Consider the following 14,596-nt stretch of genomic DNA (forward strand, 5'->3'; position numbering starts at 1 on the left):
AAAAATATGGGAAAATCATGTAAGAAAAGTTAACATCATCTGTGACAACATCGTTAATGTATGGAATAATCAAAATTGTCAAACGGAATAATTTATTATTAGGAGAGTGGAGAAATGAGTGGAGAGACAATTTACAAAGGAAACAAAAAGATTTTAGGATTAACAACATTATCTTTTTTCTTAACATTTGTTGTATGGTTTAACATGGCACCTTTTACTTCAACAATTAAAGAAGCGCTCAATTTATCAAAAGAAGAAATTGGTGTTCTAATGTCCATTAACATTGCTTTAACAATTCCAGCCCGTATTATTATTGGAATGTTAGTAGACAGATTTGGACCAAGAAAGGTTTATTCTTCCTTATTAATTGTGATGAGTATTCCGTGTTTTATATTTGCTTTTGGTACTTCGTTTATGCAGCTTTTCATTGCAAGAGCATTTTTAGGAATTATTGGAGCAGGTTTTGTAATTGGAATTCGAATGGTTTCCGAATGGTTTCCTGCCAAACAGGTTGGCTTAGCTGAAGGAATCTACGGAGGTTGGGGCAACTTTGGTTCAGCAGCAGCAGCTTTTACATTACCAACGATTGCATTATTTATTGGCGGTGAAAATGGCTGGCGCTATGCGATTGCATTATCAGGTTTACTTTGCTTAATTTACGGTTTTGTTTATTATCGTTCTGTTCAAGATACACCTTCAGGAAAAGTATATGAGAGACCGAAACGAAATGGTGCAATGGAAGTAACTAGTTATAAAAGTATGGCCGGCTTAATTTTTATGACTCTTCCACTGTACGGTATACTTGGACTGTTAACATGGAAGCTTAGCAATACTTCATTAATTAACAGCAGTTTAGCAAATACTATTTATGTTATTTTAGCAGTTATTTATCTCTATAATGTGTATAAAATATGGAATGTAAATAAAGAGCATTTAAAAGAAGGCGTAGATAAAAAAGAGCAGTATTCCTTCCGACAAGTTGCTATTTTAGATTTTGCTTATTTAATTACATTCGGTTCAGAACTAGCAGTAGTGTCGATGCTTCCGATGTTTTTTGAAGAAACATTTGAGTTAAATATCGCTCAAGCTGGAATGGTTGCGGCAAGCTTTGCGTTTATGAATTTAGTTGCTCGTCCTGGTGGTGGGTGGTTAAGTGATAAATTTGGACGTAAAAAGACATTGATGATCTTACTGCTTTGTTTATCAGTTGCTTATATGGGAATGTCACAAATTAATTCAAGTTGGCCGCTCGTTTTAGCGATTATATTAACGATGACATGTTCATTCTTCGTTCAGGCTGGTGAAGGTTCCGTTTTCGCAATGGTGCCACTAGTAAAAAAACGATTAACAGGTCAAGTTGCAGGGATGGTAGGAGCCTATGGAAATGTAGGCGGTGTATTATTTTTAACAGTATTAAGCTTTGTAAATCCATCATTATTTTTTATGACAATTGGTGTGGCTGCGTTATTATGCTTTATCGCAAGTTTATTTCTTAAAGAGCCGGATACTGCAGAGCATTCAAGCATTGTAGTTCAAGATAAAGCCGGTAAAGAGGCAGCAATGTAAAGATATAAAAGATTATAGCGTTAATATTTTTAATATAAAACAACGTGTGGTTAGAATTCTAACCACACGTTGTTTTATTTTATTATTCGAAAAAGGTTGAAAATAAGATAATATTGTAATGAAACATAAATATTCGTACAATTTGAATAATTTATATATTTACTGGAGATAGTAATAGTAATTAAAAAATATGCAAAGGATGAGGAAAATGAGAAGAATAAAAAAGATAACATTTAACGAGTTAGTGATCCAAAATAAACAAGAACTGCTTCGTAATCCTGAGGCAATAGCGCGTATTGAACAAAAAATAGATGAAAAACATGCAAATAATTTTTAACGCAGGAAGTTACTTCCTGCGTTTTTAGTTACCCTTTAAGAAAGTTTAAATTTTAAAAGGATTAAAGATAAGAAAAACTAAGGCTTTCGCTAAAAGAACTTTGCGGCAAGCCAAGTTTTTCTAATGTATAAACATGATGAATTCGGTGATAGTAAAAGGGAGAAAGGAGGAGAGGTTATGAGTAATCCAAAACACGATCCAAGACCATTCACAAAAAATCACCTTTCTTCTGCAACGCTTGAAGCAGGCGGGAATAAAGGAAAACAAATGCAAAACAAAAGCAATGAACATCCTGATTATGTACCAGCTAAAGGAAAATAAGGGAAGAGAAAAACACCAATTTAAGGAGTTTTAACGCAGCAAAGCAAACATATTATAAATATCCAAAGGAGAATAAAACATGCCAAATCCAAAACCAGATGATCGAAGCGATAATGTCGAAAAATTACAAGAAATGGTAGATAATACACTTGAAAATATCGAAGCTGCTGAAGAAACGCTTCAATTTGCTGATGGGGAAGAAAAACAGCAAATTATTAATAAAAATAAGCGTCGAGAAGAAAGTATTCAAGCAATGCGTAATGAAATTAAAGATGAGTATCGTGATCAACATCAATAAACTTTCTGTGAAGGGGCTGTCTAGAAAGTCAGTGAAAACTGGCTTTCTGAAGCCCTTTTGCTTGTGAAATGAAAGTTACCATACCAACATTTCAGAAAGGAATGATTTTTAGGAGTAATTCTTGAAACCCGGAAAGAGAAGCAAAAACAGCGCAGTCAATTTAAGAAATCATTAAAGTTCATTCGATGAAGGTCCCCTGCCTCGTCTCGCTAAATATAAGAAACAGAACGAGGTCTTTTGGGATCGAAACAGTTATTCCAAAACAGACAAAGACTCGCTAATACAAAAACGAAATGTTTTTCCTCAGCTTCTTTACTTTTAGGGACTTATCGAACAACCCCATTTTTTATTTTACAGCTCATGATGTCTTAACAATAATGCTATAATAAATAAATTAAAAAATTCATACATGATGGTGGAAGATAAATGCGCAAAAAGAAGCTCTTTTTTTCTTTAATTTTTCTATTGTTTATTATTGGGTTGCTGTTATTTAGTGTAAATGGCCAAGATAATCATCAAAAAATCCCAATAGAAAAAGATATTGTTTCTTTACATAGCGAATGGGAGTTTTATTGGAATCAACTGCTTGATCCTGAAGCAATAAAACAAGAAAAAAACAAACTTAACTACATAAAAGTCCCTTCTTCTTGGGAAGGGAAAGTAATTGATGGAAAGCCGCTTTCTAACGTTGGTTATGCGACATATCGTTTACAAGTGAAGATACCAAAAGAAGACATAGGAACAAATAAAGCTCTGTATTTAAGATATATTGGGAGCGCTTATCAAATATGGATTGACGGAGAAAAAAAGGATGTTATCGGCCATGTAGGTAAGAGCATAGAGGAAGAAATTCCAAAATTACGTTTAAATGTTATTTTCTTTGAACCAAAGCAAGAAATAATTGAAATTGTGATTCAATTTTCTAATCATTCGTTTCGAGAAGGTGGGATTTTTGGCGATGTTTCTTATGGAGATGCGAAAGTTCTCATTCCTACTATTCTAAAAGGGCTGCTTAAAGATAGTTTTCTAATTGGTGGTTTTTTCTTTATTGGATTATATCATCTCATTATTTTTGGAATGAGAAAGCTTGAGTTATCTATTTTTATTATTGGTTTAATGGGAATGGTTGGCGCAGTTCGTACTTTGCTTCTTAGTGAATACCTTCTTTTTTTACTAGTTCCTCATATTGAATGGACATTAATGGCTAAAATGGAGTATTTAGTAGAAATTGCTGGATTTTTATTAGTCATTTTTCTAATGAAAAATATGTATCCAAAGGAAGTTAAAAAACTTCCTCTGCTGAGTTCTTATATGTTTACAATATTGTGGAGTACATTTATCGTATTAACACCTGCGCAGGTTTTTACAGAACATATTTTTATACATACAGCAATGATGATCATTTTTCTTTTTTATTTTGTTTTTTATGTAGGAATCCTTGCAGCGTATCGAAAAAGAGAAGGCGCATCTATTAACCTAGTAGGGTTAATGATTATAATGATTTGTATTTGTCATGATGCACTTTATTATACACAAATTATTGAGTCAATATCTTTACTGGAGTACAGCGGCCTGCTCTTTCTTTTAATGCAGGCAGTCATTATTTCTTATCGTTATGCAAAGCTGTTTAGAAAAAATCAAACATTAACGAGAGAACTAATAGCGATAAACGGCACATTAGAACAAAAAGTGATGGAAAGAACGAAAGAACTAAAGAAAAAGAATGAAGATTTGTTTTATCAAGCAACTGTTGATGGGTTAACAGGTGTGTTTAATAGAACATATTTTTTAAAGAAAGTAACTGAGCGATTAAGAAGTCCAAAGGCAGGACTTACTCTTTTTCTTATTGATCTTGATGATTTTAAATCGATTAATGATCGATATGGTCATATAGCCGGTGATCATGTGCTTCTTGCTTTTTCCAGCCTTTTAAAAGAAACATATGAAGACATAGGGGTTGTTGGACGAGTTGGCGGTGAAGAATTTGCGGTATGTGTAACAAAAATAAGTGAAGAAGAAGCCCTTCATGAGGCTGAACGGTTACGAATTCTTATTGAAAGTAAGAAAATTTACCTTCATGAAGAAAAGAGGATTTCAATTACAGCAAGCATCGGCATTGCTTATACAACAAGATATAATATAAAGTTTGAGGATTTGTATCACACTGCAGATCTGGCACTTTATCAATCAAAGAAGACAGGGAAAAATAAAGCAACATTAGGTGAGCTGGTTTTTAGATGAAGGCTGGTTCAATCTTTACAATATAAATGAAAAGGCATTATCAGAGCATTTAGAAAATGATTTGGTAATGTCTTATTAGTTTTTAGGAAGCATTTTTTATAGATCCTGAACCAATCGTCTTATTTTTAAGAAAGCACTAATATTTATGAGATATTTCATCACATTCGAAATATATTATACCAAAGAACATTCATGCAAGTACAAAATCTTTATAGAGGAGCTATAAAGGATGAAAATTAAGATGATGTTTTTACTCATGTTAATAATAGGGGCTCTTATTGCAGTAAGCGGTTGTCAAGGGGAGAAAGAAACGACTGACAATAATGATTCAACCAAGATTGAGGAAGAAAAAACTATTGAGGAAGAAGAAAACAATGAAGCAAAGGAAGCTGAAAAAGAACAAGATACTGAAGAAGTAACAGCCCCTAAAGTTGAGGGAGAACCCGAACAAGAAGAACCTTCTGCTGGAGAGAAAGAAGAACAAGAACAAAACGCAACGGTTTTAGAAAATGAGGCCTTTAAAATTACATCTCCTCTTCCTAATCAAAAAATCAATGGATCGTTTCTAGTCGAAGGGGAAGCGCGCGTATTTGAGGCGAATTTCCTATATCGCCTTGAAGATGGTCATAATGTGTTAGCAGAAGGCTTTGTAACAGCAAGCGAAGGAGCACCAGGATGGGGAGAGTTTTCATTTGAAATAAACTATGAAGGTGCCACAAGTCCTTCTGCTGTTTTAGTAATTTATGAAGGAAGCGCAAAAGACGGCTCACCGCAGCATGAGTTGTTTATACCTCTTCAGGTGGAAGATTACGAGTAAAAAAGTGAAATAAAAAGAAATGATAAAAGCCGTTTCAATCACTCCTATACAAAGTAGCAGGAGAGTCTGCCTTTAAGCGATTCAACACTTAAAGGCAGACTCTCTTTTGTTTTCCTAAACTATTAAACAACCTTTATAAATAGTCATATTATTGGAAAATTCAATTTAAAATACTGAAATTACTCCAATATATGATAAATTCCGCTATAATATAGGTAAAAGGAAATAGATAAATATAGATGGATCTCCTTTTTTATTTCTTATAGTGTGTGAAGAGCTCTCACCTATTTTGTTTATATATTTTGAAGAATGAAGGTGATCAAATGAAGATGGAAAACATCGAAGAAATTTATTTAGATGATATCCTTGAATATAACGAAAACAGTATAAACGCAATAGAAGAAGAGAAGGAAGAAGAGAAGCAAGCTTCTAATTTATTTGAAAAAGCAGTTCTTGATTTACATACCATTGCTGTACAAAAAGAAACTTTTAAAGAAAAAATCTCAGCATTTGTTTTGAAAAAATTTCATGGAGGCGAGATTGATAGACTACAAGCTCTTTATGACAAAATGCAGCCTGTCCATCGCTTTTATGATGAAACAGAAAGAACGTTAATTAAATGGCAGATAGATCGTGAGCGTATGCCGAATACTGCCCCATTACAATCAGAAAATGAAGGGATTGAGCATTTCTTCTCAGCATTTAAAGCCCAGCAGGAAAAAGTATCCTATCATATGACTGCTTTATCTGCAAAACAAGAGCAAATTGAAAAAAATCTTTTTAATTTAGTAAAAGATCCATCCACTCCATTGCAAGAACGTACGCAAAAAATGGTACCTTTAATGGAAGCACAAGAGAAAATCAATATGTTTATCCAAGATTTAAAAAATATTTTATCTGTGATTCAGTAATCAAACAATGATTAGAAAAGGTGATAGCTCATGAATTCATTGGTTGATGGATTTTTCGAAAATTCCAAAATAAAAAAAGCGGTTAATCCTAATCCTGCCGTAAGCCAATTTATTGCGAAATTTGAAAAAGAATTGTTTGTAAATAAAATTGTGGATGAAGCGGCTCAGGAACTATTTGATCCTTCTTATCAACTGATTTATCGAAAAAATGGGAAAGAAATTGTTACCCTTTATCCGGTAAAGAGTACCTGCAGTTTAAAGCTTGTGAGTGGAAACTGGGATATTTCGATTTTTTCTGCGATGCCTGTACATCTTGAATATTTAAAAGAAGAAATGTGCTGGAAAATTGATTCGGTTACAAAAATTAAAATTTCTGGTTTAATTGAGGCAATTAAAAAAGCACAAAAATATAAACATGATTTGCATTTATCTCTTATCCATACGTATACGGTTATAAAAGCGTTTGTTCTCAAAAATTCCCTGCTTTTTCATGATAAGGACAAGCTGTCTGAACTTGCTGTTAACTCTTTTTGGAATGGTGAAATTGAAGAGATTAGCAAATTATATAAAAGATTAACAAGTAAAAAATATGATTTTTTAAAAACCTTTCTTTTGAATTGGGATAAAGAATTAAAATATGAAAAACAAATTTCAGCCTCACTCTTTGCTTCTAGTATGGAAAGTGATTTACATGAGTTAAAAGCGTTGTTTTCAAAATTGACTGCTTCTTTAGATAGCCAAAGTGAAGATTATCTTGCTTCAGTAAAAATGATTTGGTTTAATGAGCAATTAATGAATGATTTTCAAAAGTTTCATCAAACAGTGGAGATTATGCGCAGAAATACAAATAAAACACGTCAATTTACAAAGGATTTAAATGCGGTGATTGAACAGTTGAATGAGGAAGAAGCGGAAGAAACATTTTTAGGTATGGACACCGCGGAAACCTTTATTGAAGAGCTTATTGATGAAACGACCGAGCAATTTCTAGAAAAGACAGGGGAAAATTTTTTCATAGAGGAGTCGGTTTTGAATTTCTCACCAAGCAGTATTGGAAGTCTATTAAGCAGTTATGATTTAAAAAGTGAGCATATTCCTTTTATTGTTCGCGAAGAAACGCTTCCGTATATGTATGCCGAATTACATTTAAATGAAGAAGCAGTGATGACGTTAGCAGCGCATTTAACTAACGAAGAAAAATACCATCTTGAATTAGTTACCCTCATTACTGTTTTAGTAAAAACATGCAATACAGCTGGGTATGCGGTAAAAGAAGAGCTGAAGAAGTCGTTTATGGTAAACTATGACGATACAAAAGCAATACTGGATTATTGTGAACGATATCATGTAAAGCATCTAGCTGTTCAAGCATCATTAGCAAACTTTTTTGAAAAAGTAATAAATGATTTTTACAAATTTAATATGATAAAAATAGAGTTAGAGCGAGTCCAGGAAAAAGAAGAACAACGCATTTATTGGAACTATAATGTATGTGTTTATGAATAAAACGTAAAAGAAAGAGGATAGTTTATTAAGATCTACGTCTATTTTCCTAAAGTATTTTCTTTTCTTTGAAAGAAGGCATAATAATGAAAAAGATAAAAATCGCTTTCCTGCACTTATTACCGCTTGCAGGAAATATTACACATAATCAGCAGCTAATTGAAAAAGCATTGACGTTAATACAAGATAAAAAAGTGGATTGGTTCCTTACACCGGAACTTGCTGTGAGTGGATTGCAATTCTCTAAAAAGTTTGGAACGAATTGGATCAATAGACAGCCAGATGAATGGATGACAAATTTTATAAAACTTGTTAAGACAGTAAATGTTAATGTGTTTTTAGGGTGTCCGGAAAAATCCGCGGATGGAAAGCTTTATAATACCGTTTTTGTTATTAATCGAAGTGGGGAATTAATAGGAAAACAAAGAAAAATATCAAGTGTAACAGATGACTGGTCCACATCTGGAGAGTTTATTGAACCGATTAATGTAGAAGGCAGTAAAGTCGGCATTGTCATTTGTGCGGATGCGTATACAAATCATGTTTCAAACACGTTATTAGCAAAAGGAGCAGAAATTATTATTGCTCCTTCATCTTGGGGACCAGGGCTGCATGGGCCAAATGGAGAGTGGGAGCAGCGTTCGGTTGAGACGAATTTACCTTTTATTGTCTGTAATCGTACCGGAGAAGATGAGACCGTTTCGTTTTGGGAAGCGGAAAGTTCGGTCATAAAAAACGGTAAAAGACTTCTGGCTTATCAATCAAAACAATCGGCAGTTGTAACATTTGATTGGGATTTAGATAGAAATGAATTACTTTCTAAAGAATTCGAAGTGCTTGAAATGTTGTAAAACAAGAGGGGGGCATTACAGGAGTATAAAACAGCCCGCACAAATGTGTGGGCTGTTTCTATTATTCTTTTGAAATAAGTTCAGCTTGAATAATATAGCGATCGGGCGCTGAACCGAGATAATCAAATGGATAGCAGGTTGTTAATGTTAACGTTGGGGTTGATTTTTTTACAATTACGGATCGATCGTCTTTATCCGTAATCCATATTTTTCGAACTTGGTAATTATAAGTTGTTTCTTCATATGTGAAATAGAGGTGATCTCCTTTATTCATATCTTTAAGATTTCGAAAAACGGTATCACGGTGCCCAGAAAGAACGACATGACCCTTTTGATTAGGAGAGACCGTCCACTTGCTTTCATACATTCCAACACCTTTTTTTAATGTGTTAGGATCAGCTCCCCAATACACGTCATATGCGCTGCCGATTCTTGGAATCGCAAGTTTGCCGACATGTTTCCCAGTTTGATAGGTTTTTATTTCTTCTGTTTTGACTGTTTCTTTTTCACTTACGATAGGGTTTATTGTTTTCTTCGCTGTTATTTCTTTCCAATCTTCATGCTGTTGTTGGATTTTGTCTGGATCATACGTTACAGCTTGAGCTTGATCCCACCAAGCATAACCGTTTGATAGAAGGATTGCTATCCCAATCATTATGAAAAGATAGCCAAGTTTTCTCATTATTTTCATCCTTTAAGTTAGACACTCACATGCTTTCTTCTTATCATAAATAAGGCACCAAGTACAATAAACGCACCACCAACAACCAACATTAATGGTAAAGATGTTGCAGTATCAGGAAGCTGTCCGCCGTTGTCTGATTCAACATTATCCATACGATCTCCAAATACCCATTTTCCAGCTTCATATTTATAATGAATTGTAAGCGTGTAGTCGCCTCTTAATTCATTGTTTCCGGATTGTGTTAGCTTATAATGGTTTTCGTTCATCTTTTCTAAGCTATATTCTTGATCAGTCATTAATGAAATCGGACCATCTCTAGATTCTAAGTATACATTTCCATTTTCCTCATAAAAGAATGTATCTAAGTAATGATCAGCAAGCGGCCATACCATAATGCCTTTAAGATCTTGCTCTAATTTGTCCATAGAATCATAATTCTTTAATTGACCATCTTCCATTGTTTCTTGATAAATGAAATCCTTAAACTGCTGCTCTAATTCCATAATAGGGGGTTCACCATGTTCTTCTGCAGATACTACACCTTAAAATCCTAATGCAAGTAAAGATACGACTAGTACTGCTGACAATTTTTTTATCAAATTAAAACCTCCTTAAAGTATTCTAGTCTATGTGTACCATGAATGTCTGGCTGTTAAACGTTTTTTGGAAATCTGTTGGAATCATTTCAAAAAAACAAAGATTAGCACAAAATATGTATAATTTATATGTAATAACAAAGAAAGAGGACTTGTACGAAGACAAGTCCCTGAATCGAAATTTCACTTTCAGTTAACGCAGAAGCTGCTCATTAACAAACGAAAGCAGTACCTACGATAATTAAAAGAATAAACAGCACAACAATTAACGCAAAGTTGCTTACAGGCTTATAACCAGACATAAGACACTCTCCTTCCTTTTGTATAATATAATTGAGAGTTTTACTCTCACTAATAAGGTATGTCAATTGTTTACGTGATGTTTGGACAAGAGCGGGGAATAGGAGCGGATTTTTTAAATGCAAAATTTGAATAGTATGTTTTCTAAAGCTAAATAATAGAAGCAGACTTATTTGGCGAATGGAGTGTAAAATATGAAAGCTGTAACCTATCAAGGACCAAACTCTGTAAAGGTTAAAGAGGTCGAGGACGCAAAAATCGAAAAAAAAGATGATGTGATTGTTAAGATTACTTCTACTGCTATTTGTGGATCTGACTTGCATTTATATAAAGGAAATATGCCGCTTCCTGAAGGTTATGTAATTGGACACGAGCCAATGGGGGTTGTTGAAGAGGTTGGACCTGAAGTAACGAAGGTTAAAAAAGGGGATCGTGTTGTTGTTCCTTTTAATGTTTCATGTGGGCAGTGTTTTTATTGCCAGCATGAAATGGAAAGTCAGTGCGATCATTCTAATCCTCACTATGATTCGGGAGGATACTTTGGTTACACTGAAAAATTTGGTAATCATCCTGGGGGACAGGCTGAATATTTAAAAGTACCGTTTGGAAACTTTACTCCTTTTGTGATCCCAGAAGCATGTGAATTGGAAGATGAATCGCTTCTTTTTTTAAGCGATGTTCTTCCTACAGCATACTGGAGTGTTGATTATAGTGGAGTGAAGAAGGGAGATACTGTCGTTGTACTTGGCTGCGGTCCGGTTGGATTAATGACACAAAAATTCGCGTGGATGAAGGGAGCTGAGCGGATTATTGCAGTGGATTATCTCAATTACCGCTTACAACATGCAAAAAAGACAAATGCTGTTGAGACATTTGATTTCACTCAATATGATGATATGGGTGAACATTTAAAGGAAATTACTTATGGGGGGGCAGATGTTGTCATTGATTGTGTGGGAATGGATGGTAAGAAATCACCGCTTGAATTCATTGAGCAAAAATTAAAACTGCAGGGAGGCACACTTGGACCGATTCAAATTGCAACAAAAGCGGTTAGAAAATTTGGCAATGTTCAAATCACAGGCGTGTACGGCAGTAATTATAATAAATTTCCACTTGGCGCCTTTTTCTCAAGAAACATTACCCTTAAAATGGGACAAGCACCAGTCATTCACTATATGTCCGAGCTGCTGCAAAAAATCATTAATAAAGAATTTGATCCCACCGATATTATTACCCATCGTATTTCTCTTGAAGAGGCAGCCAAAGGTTATAAACTCTTTAATGATCGTGAGGATAACTGTATTAAGGTTGTATTAAAGCCTTAACCGAGATCATTAAATTGATAAGCCGCTCATTCGCAGGATGTATGAATAAGTTTCCTTGTAAGTATGAATGCAGGAGGGGCTTATTTTTTGTTTTTATTCATATAATTGTTAAAAGATAGTTGAATTTCTTTTTTCTATATCATGTTTTTGTTATTTTTAGTAAATAGGGAGATGAGCGTTTGATTATCGAAAATGTGTATGCATTAAGTAATGAAACGTATTTTGCAAAGCTCTCTGTGAAAGATGCTTTTAGTTTGTTAGATATTGAAATGAATTTTAATGAACATGTGATGAAGAAGCATTTTAACTTTATATTGGCTGTTAACATTCATAAAGAAACAGGTGGAGAAATAATATATAGTGAAGAAACGAGAAATCTTTTTATTATCAAAGAAAAAGCTTCTCTTATTGAAATACTATTAACGGAAGAGCTTAAAGAAATTAATCCTTTTTCAACCATTGGTTTAAAAATTACTCATTATTCAACAGCACAGTTATTAAAGCGCTTTGGTAAAGTAGATAAGATAGACATATTGAAAAAGTTTCTTGAAAACCGATAGAAAATAATCGGTTTTTTCTTTTGAATAAAGCACTGTTAAATGATGAAGATGGCATAGTTTGTAAACAATCCTCTGTGAACGGTTCTATTTTGCGGGAAAAAGTAGTACTGAATAAATTATAGGAGATAAACACAAAATTTGTTTAGAAGAAAAGCACTTTTTATATGAACAAACACGATCAATATAATAAAAAATACGAGGGGATGAGAAAAAAATGGCTGGTAATCATAAGGTTGCTTTTATTGGGGCGGGCTCAATGGCTGAGTCGATTTTTTCAGGATTGCTGCAGCAAAAAAAGCTTTTACCGGAAAACATTCTTGTAACAAACCGTCAAAACGAAGAGCGTCTTAATGAATTATATGAAAAGTACGGAGTACAAGTAAGCTCGAGCAATGAGCAAGTTTTAGCAGAAGCAGATGTTGTCATTTTAGCAATGAAACCAGCAGGCATTCAAGGCGCAATCGAGTCAATTCGTCCATTCATAACTAAAAACCAGTTGTTTATTTCTGTTCTTGCAGGGATTACGACAGATTATATTTCATATTTGCTAAAAATTAATGCTCCCGTGGTACGCGTTATGCCGAATACTTCTGCAGCAGTAGGGTCATCTGCAACAGTAATTACAGCAGGAAAATATGTAAAAGATGAACATCTAAAAATTGTAGAAGCTTTATTTCAAGCAGTTGGAATGGTAAAACGAGTAAAAGAAGCTGATTTAGATGGCATTACAGCTCTTGCTGGCAGTGGGCCTGCATTTATGTACTATTTAGTGGAAGCACTGTATAAGTCAGCAGAAGAATTAGGATTAGACCGTAAGTTGGCAGAAGAACTAATTCTGCAGATGATACAAGGATCTGTCGATTTACTTCAGCACACAGATCACGAGCCATTTCAATTATACGAAAGTGTTAAAAGTCCTGGAGGTACAACGGAAGCGGGACTTAATGTGTTAGAAGAAAATCATTTTCAAGAAATTATGATGAAATGCATTAAACGTGCAGCAGCACGCTCAAAGGAAATTACTGAGGAGTTATCCATTGTACCAGTTTAATATGCTAATTCTTACTTCAAGAAGATAGTAAATAAATGGGGGTCACAGCATAAGATGGGAGAACATAAAGGAAAAAAGCGTATTGTTGTTAAAATTGGAAGTAGTTCATTAACAAGTCGACATGGTGAAATTAGTTACCGAAAATTAGTTCGTTTAGTCGATGAAATTGCTTTATTGAAAGATGATGGTTATGAAGTTGTTCTTGTTTCCTCAGGAGCTGTTGCGGCAGGATATCGTAAGCTTGGTTGTTTAGAGCGACCTGAAAATTTAGCTGAGAAGCAGGCGGCCGCTTCAATTGGTCAAGGACTTTTAATTGAGGCCTATTCCGAAAGATTCGCCTCTCATGGATATGTAGCTTCGCAAATATTAATAACGCGAAGTGATTTTTCTGATGAAGATCGTTATATGAATGCGCGAAATACACTTACTGTTCTGCTTGAACGAGGGGTTGTACCGATTGTAAATGAAAACGATACAATTACCATTAAGCATTTGAAGTTTGGTGATAACGACACATTGTCTGCTAAAGTTGCGGGCCTTGTTGAAGCAGATCAATTAATTATATTATCAGACATTGATGGTCTTTATAATGATGATCCTCGAAATAATCCAAATGCTAAGCTGTTAGAAGTTGTTGATGCGATTACTCCTGAAATTGAAGCAGCTGCCGGAGAATCTGGAAGTGAGGTTGGGACAGGGGGAATGCGCTCAAAAATTGATGCAGTAAAAATTTCATTAGCTGCAGGCATTCCAACTTTTTTAGGAAATGCGAATCGAGCAAATATTTTGTATGATGCGGCTTATCATAAAGCGAGAGGAACATATTTTAAGGCAGATAAAGAGCAGGATGAATTAGATGTAAAACAGCACTGGATTGCCTTTAGCTCTGGTCCTCAAGGCGAAGTGATCATTGATGAAGGTGCACGAACGGCGATTACGGAAGAGCAAAGTCATCTGCTTCCACAAGGTGTGCGGGATGTGAAGGGAATGTTTGATTGCGGAGATGTTGTGGTGATTCGCCATTTAGATGGACAAGAGGTTGGCCGCGGGGTAATTAATTATTCCGCAGAACAGCTTCGAGAAATTAAGCGTCTTAAGCTGAAGGAAATCCCAGCTCACATTAAAGTGACAAAAAGTGAAGCAATTAGTCAAAGTGAACTTGTATGCCATACAAATATTACACTTCCAATGCCGGATAAAGGAGAGTTTTCATCAAATACTTAAGTAAAGG

16 protein-coding genes are annotated in these 14,596 nt (G+C 34.5%); 13 read left to right on the forward strand and 3 right to left on the reverse strand.

Annotated elements, in window-relative coordinates; genetic code table 11:
- Positions 1-114: 114 nt before the first annotated feature.
- The 9 genes from DS031_RS03610 (at position 115) to DS031_RS03650 (ending at position 8,845) form a co-directional block, all read left to right on the forward strand.
- Positions 115-1,566 carry a NarK family nitrate/nitrite MFS transporter gene (locus DS031_RS03610; protein WP_113804569.1) on the forward strand — a complete coding sequence of 484 codons (1,452 nt, stop codon included), beginning with the start codon at positions 115-117 and terminating at the stop codon, positions 1,564-1,566.
- A gap of 208 nt (positions 1,567-1,774) precedes the next feature.
- Entirely contained in the window at positions 1,775-1,903 is a 129-nt protein-coding gene (locus tag DS031_RS03615) for an FbpB family small basic protein (protein ID WP_113804570.1), read from the forward strand.
- A 177-nt stretch (positions 1,904-2,080) separates the two neighbouring features.
- Positions 2,081-2,224: an acid-soluble spore protein N gene (gene sspN / locus DS031_RS03620; RefSeq protein WP_113804571.1), complete on the forward strand. Its 144-nt coding sequence runs from the start codon at positions 2,081-2,083 to the stop codon at positions 2,222-2,224.
- 79 nt (positions 2,225-2,303) lie between these two features.
- Positions 2,304-2,522 (forward strand): small acid-soluble spore protein Tlp, encoded by a 219-nt coding sequence (tlp, locus tag DS031_RS03625; protein WP_113804572.1) that lies wholly within the window; start codon positions 2,304-2,306, stop codon positions 2,520-2,522.
- A 426-nt stretch (positions 2,523-2,948) separates the two neighbouring features.
- Positions 2,949-4,763: a sensor domain-containing diguanylate cyclase gene (locus tag DS031_RS03630; protein WP_113804573.1), complete on the forward strand. Its 1,815-nt coding sequence runs from the start codon at positions 2,949-2,951 to the stop codon at positions 4,761-4,763.
- Positions 4,764-4,992: 229 nt separating this feature from the next.
- Positions 4,993-5,580, forward strand: a complete 588-nt coding sequence (locus DS031_RS03635) for a Gmad2 immunoglobulin-like domain-containing protein (RefSeq protein ID WP_113804574.1) — start codon at positions 4,993-4,995, stop codon at positions 5,578-5,580.
- Positions 5,581-5,909: 329 nt separating this feature from the next.
- Complete coding sequence (locus tag DS031_RS03640) at positions 5,910-6,491, forward strand: hypothetical protein (protein WP_113804575.1); 582 nt, start codon at positions 5,910-5,912, stop codon at positions 6,489-6,491.
- Positions 6,492-6,521: 30 nt separating this feature from the next.
- Positions 6,522-7,997, forward strand: a complete 1,476-nt coding sequence (locus DS031_RS03645) for a hypothetical protein (protein ID WP_113804576.1) — start codon at positions 6,522-6,524, stop codon at positions 7,995-7,997.
- Positions 7,998-8,080: 83 nt separating this feature from the next.
- The gene (locus tag DS031_RS03650) at positions 8,081-8,845 is read left to right on the forward strand and encodes a carbon-nitrogen hydrolase family protein (protein ID WP_113804577.1); all 765 of its coding nucleotides are present in this window, start codon (positions 8,081-8,083) and stop codon (positions 8,843-8,845) included.
- A gap of 61 nt (positions 8,846-8,906) precedes the next feature.
- Here DS031_RS03650 and DS031_RS03655 read toward each other — a convergent pair whose 3' ends face one another.
- The 3 genes from DS031_RS03655 to DS031_RS03665 form a co-directional block, all read right to left on the reverse strand.
- Positions 8,907-9,527 (reverse strand): class D sortase, encoded by a 621-nt coding sequence (locus DS031_RS03655; RefSeq protein WP_181832995.1) that lies wholly within the window; start codon positions 9,525-9,527, stop codon positions 8,907-8,909.
- A gap of 17 nt (positions 9,528-9,544) precedes the next feature.
- Positions 9,545-10,033: an LPXTG cell wall anchor domain-containing protein gene (locus DS031_RS03660; RefSeq protein WP_113804579.1), complete on the reverse strand. Its 489-nt coding sequence runs from the start codon at positions 10,031-10,033 to the stop codon at positions 9,545-9,547.
- A gap of 305 nt (positions 10,034-10,338) precedes the next feature.
- Complete coding sequence (locus tag DS031_RS03665) at positions 10,339-10,428, reverse strand: YjcZ family sporulation protein (RefSeq protein ID WP_113804580.1); 90 nt, start codon at positions 10,426-10,428, stop codon at positions 10,339-10,341.
- A gap of 192 nt (positions 10,429-10,620) precedes the next feature.
- Here DS031_RS03665 and DS031_RS03670 point away from each other — a divergent pair, with 192 nt between their 5' ends.
- The 4 genes from DS031_RS03670 (at position 10,621) to proB (ending at position 14,589) form a co-directional block, all read left to right on the forward strand.
- Entirely contained in the window at positions 10,621-11,754 is a 1,134-nt protein-coding gene (locus tag DS031_RS03670) for a zinc-dependent alcohol dehydrogenase (RefSeq protein ID WP_113804581.1), read from the forward strand.
- 179 nt (positions 11,755-11,933) lie between these two features.
- On the forward strand, positions 11,934-12,314 hold the full coding sequence (locus tag DS031_RS03675) for a hypothetical protein (RefSeq protein WP_113804582.1): 381 nt from the start codon (positions 11,934-11,936) through the stop codon (positions 12,312-12,314).
- A gap of 214 nt (positions 12,315-12,528) precedes the next feature.
- A complete protein-coding gene (gene proC, locus DS031_RS03680) occupies positions 12,529-13,365 on the forward strand; it encodes a pyrroline-5-carboxylate reductase (RefSeq protein WP_113804583.1) in 837 nt (278 codons plus the stop codon).
- Positions 13,366-13,419: 54 nt separating this feature from the next.
- Entirely contained in the window at positions 13,420-14,589 is a 1,170-nt protein-coding gene (gene proB / locus DS031_RS03685) for a glutamate 5-kinase (RefSeq protein WP_113804584.1), read from the forward strand.
- Positions 14,590-14,596: the final 7 nt, after the last annotated feature.

It is taken from the genome of Bacillus taeanensis, from assembly GCF_003318295.1.
Taxonomy (GTDB): domain Bacteria; phylum Bacillota; class Bacilli; order Bacillales; family UBA6769; genus Maribacillus; species Maribacillus taeanensis.

Excerpts from the sequence above, each read along its gene's own strand:
- DS031_RS03660 (WP_113804579.1), bottom strand. The coding sequence starts at position 10,033 with ATGGAATTAGAGCAGCAGTTTAAGGATTTCATTTATCAAGAAACAATG.
- DS031_RS03650 (WP_113804577.1), top strand. The coding sequence starts at position 8,081 with ATGAAAAAGATAAAAATCGCTTTCCTGCACTTATTACCGCTTGCAGGA.
- DS031_RS03615 (WP_113804570.1), top strand. The coding sequence starts at position 1,775 with ATGAGAAGAATAAAAAAGATAACATTTAACGAGTTAGTGATCCAAAAT.
- DS031_RS03635 (WP_113804574.1), top strand. The coding sequence starts at position 4,993 with ATGAAAATTAAGATGATGTTTTTACTCATGTTAATAATAGGGGCTCTT.
- tlp (WP_113804572.1), top strand. The coding sequence starts at position 2,304 with ATGCCAAATCCAAAACCAGATGATCGAAGCGATAATGTCGAAAAATTA.
- DS031_RS03630 (WP_113804573.1), top strand. The coding sequence starts at position 2,949 with ATGCGCAAAAAGAAGCTCTTTTTTTCTTTAATTTTTCTATTGTTTATT.
- proC (WP_113804583.1), top strand. The coding sequence starts at position 12,529 with ATGGCTGGTAATCATAAGGTTGCTTTTATTGGGGCGGGCTCAATGGCT.
- DS031_RS03665 (WP_113804580.1), bottom strand. The coding sequence starts at position 10,428 with ATGTCTGGTTATAAGCCTGTAAGCAACTTTGCGTTAATTGTTGTGCTG.
- DS031_RS03670 (WP_113804581.1), top strand. The coding sequence starts at position 10,621 with ATGAAAGCTGTAACCTATCAAGGACCAAACTCTGTAAAGGTTAAAGAG.
- proB (WP_113804584.1), top strand. The coding sequence starts at position 13,420 with ATGGGAGAACATAAAGGAAAAAAGCGTATTGTTGTTAAAATTGGAAGT.
- DS031_RS03655 (WP_181832995.1), bottom strand. The coding sequence starts at position 9,527 with ATGAGAAAACTTGGCTATCTTTTCATAATGATTGGGATAGCAATCCTT.
- DS031_RS03640 (WP_113804575.1), top strand. The coding sequence starts at position 5,910 with ATGGAAAACATCGAAGAAATTTATTTAGATGATATCCTTGAATATAAC.
- sspN (WP_113804571.1), top strand. The coding sequence starts at position 2,081 with ATGAGTAATCCAAAACACGATCCAAGACCATTCACAAAAAATCACCTT.
- DS031_RS03645 (WP_113804576.1), top strand. The coding sequence starts at position 6,522 with ATGAATTCATTGGTTGATGGATTTTTCGAAAATTCCAAAATAAAAAAA.
- DS031_RS03610 (WP_113804569.1), top strand. The coding sequence starts at position 115 with ATGAGTGGAGAGACAATTTACAAAGGAAACAAAAAGATTTTAGGATTA.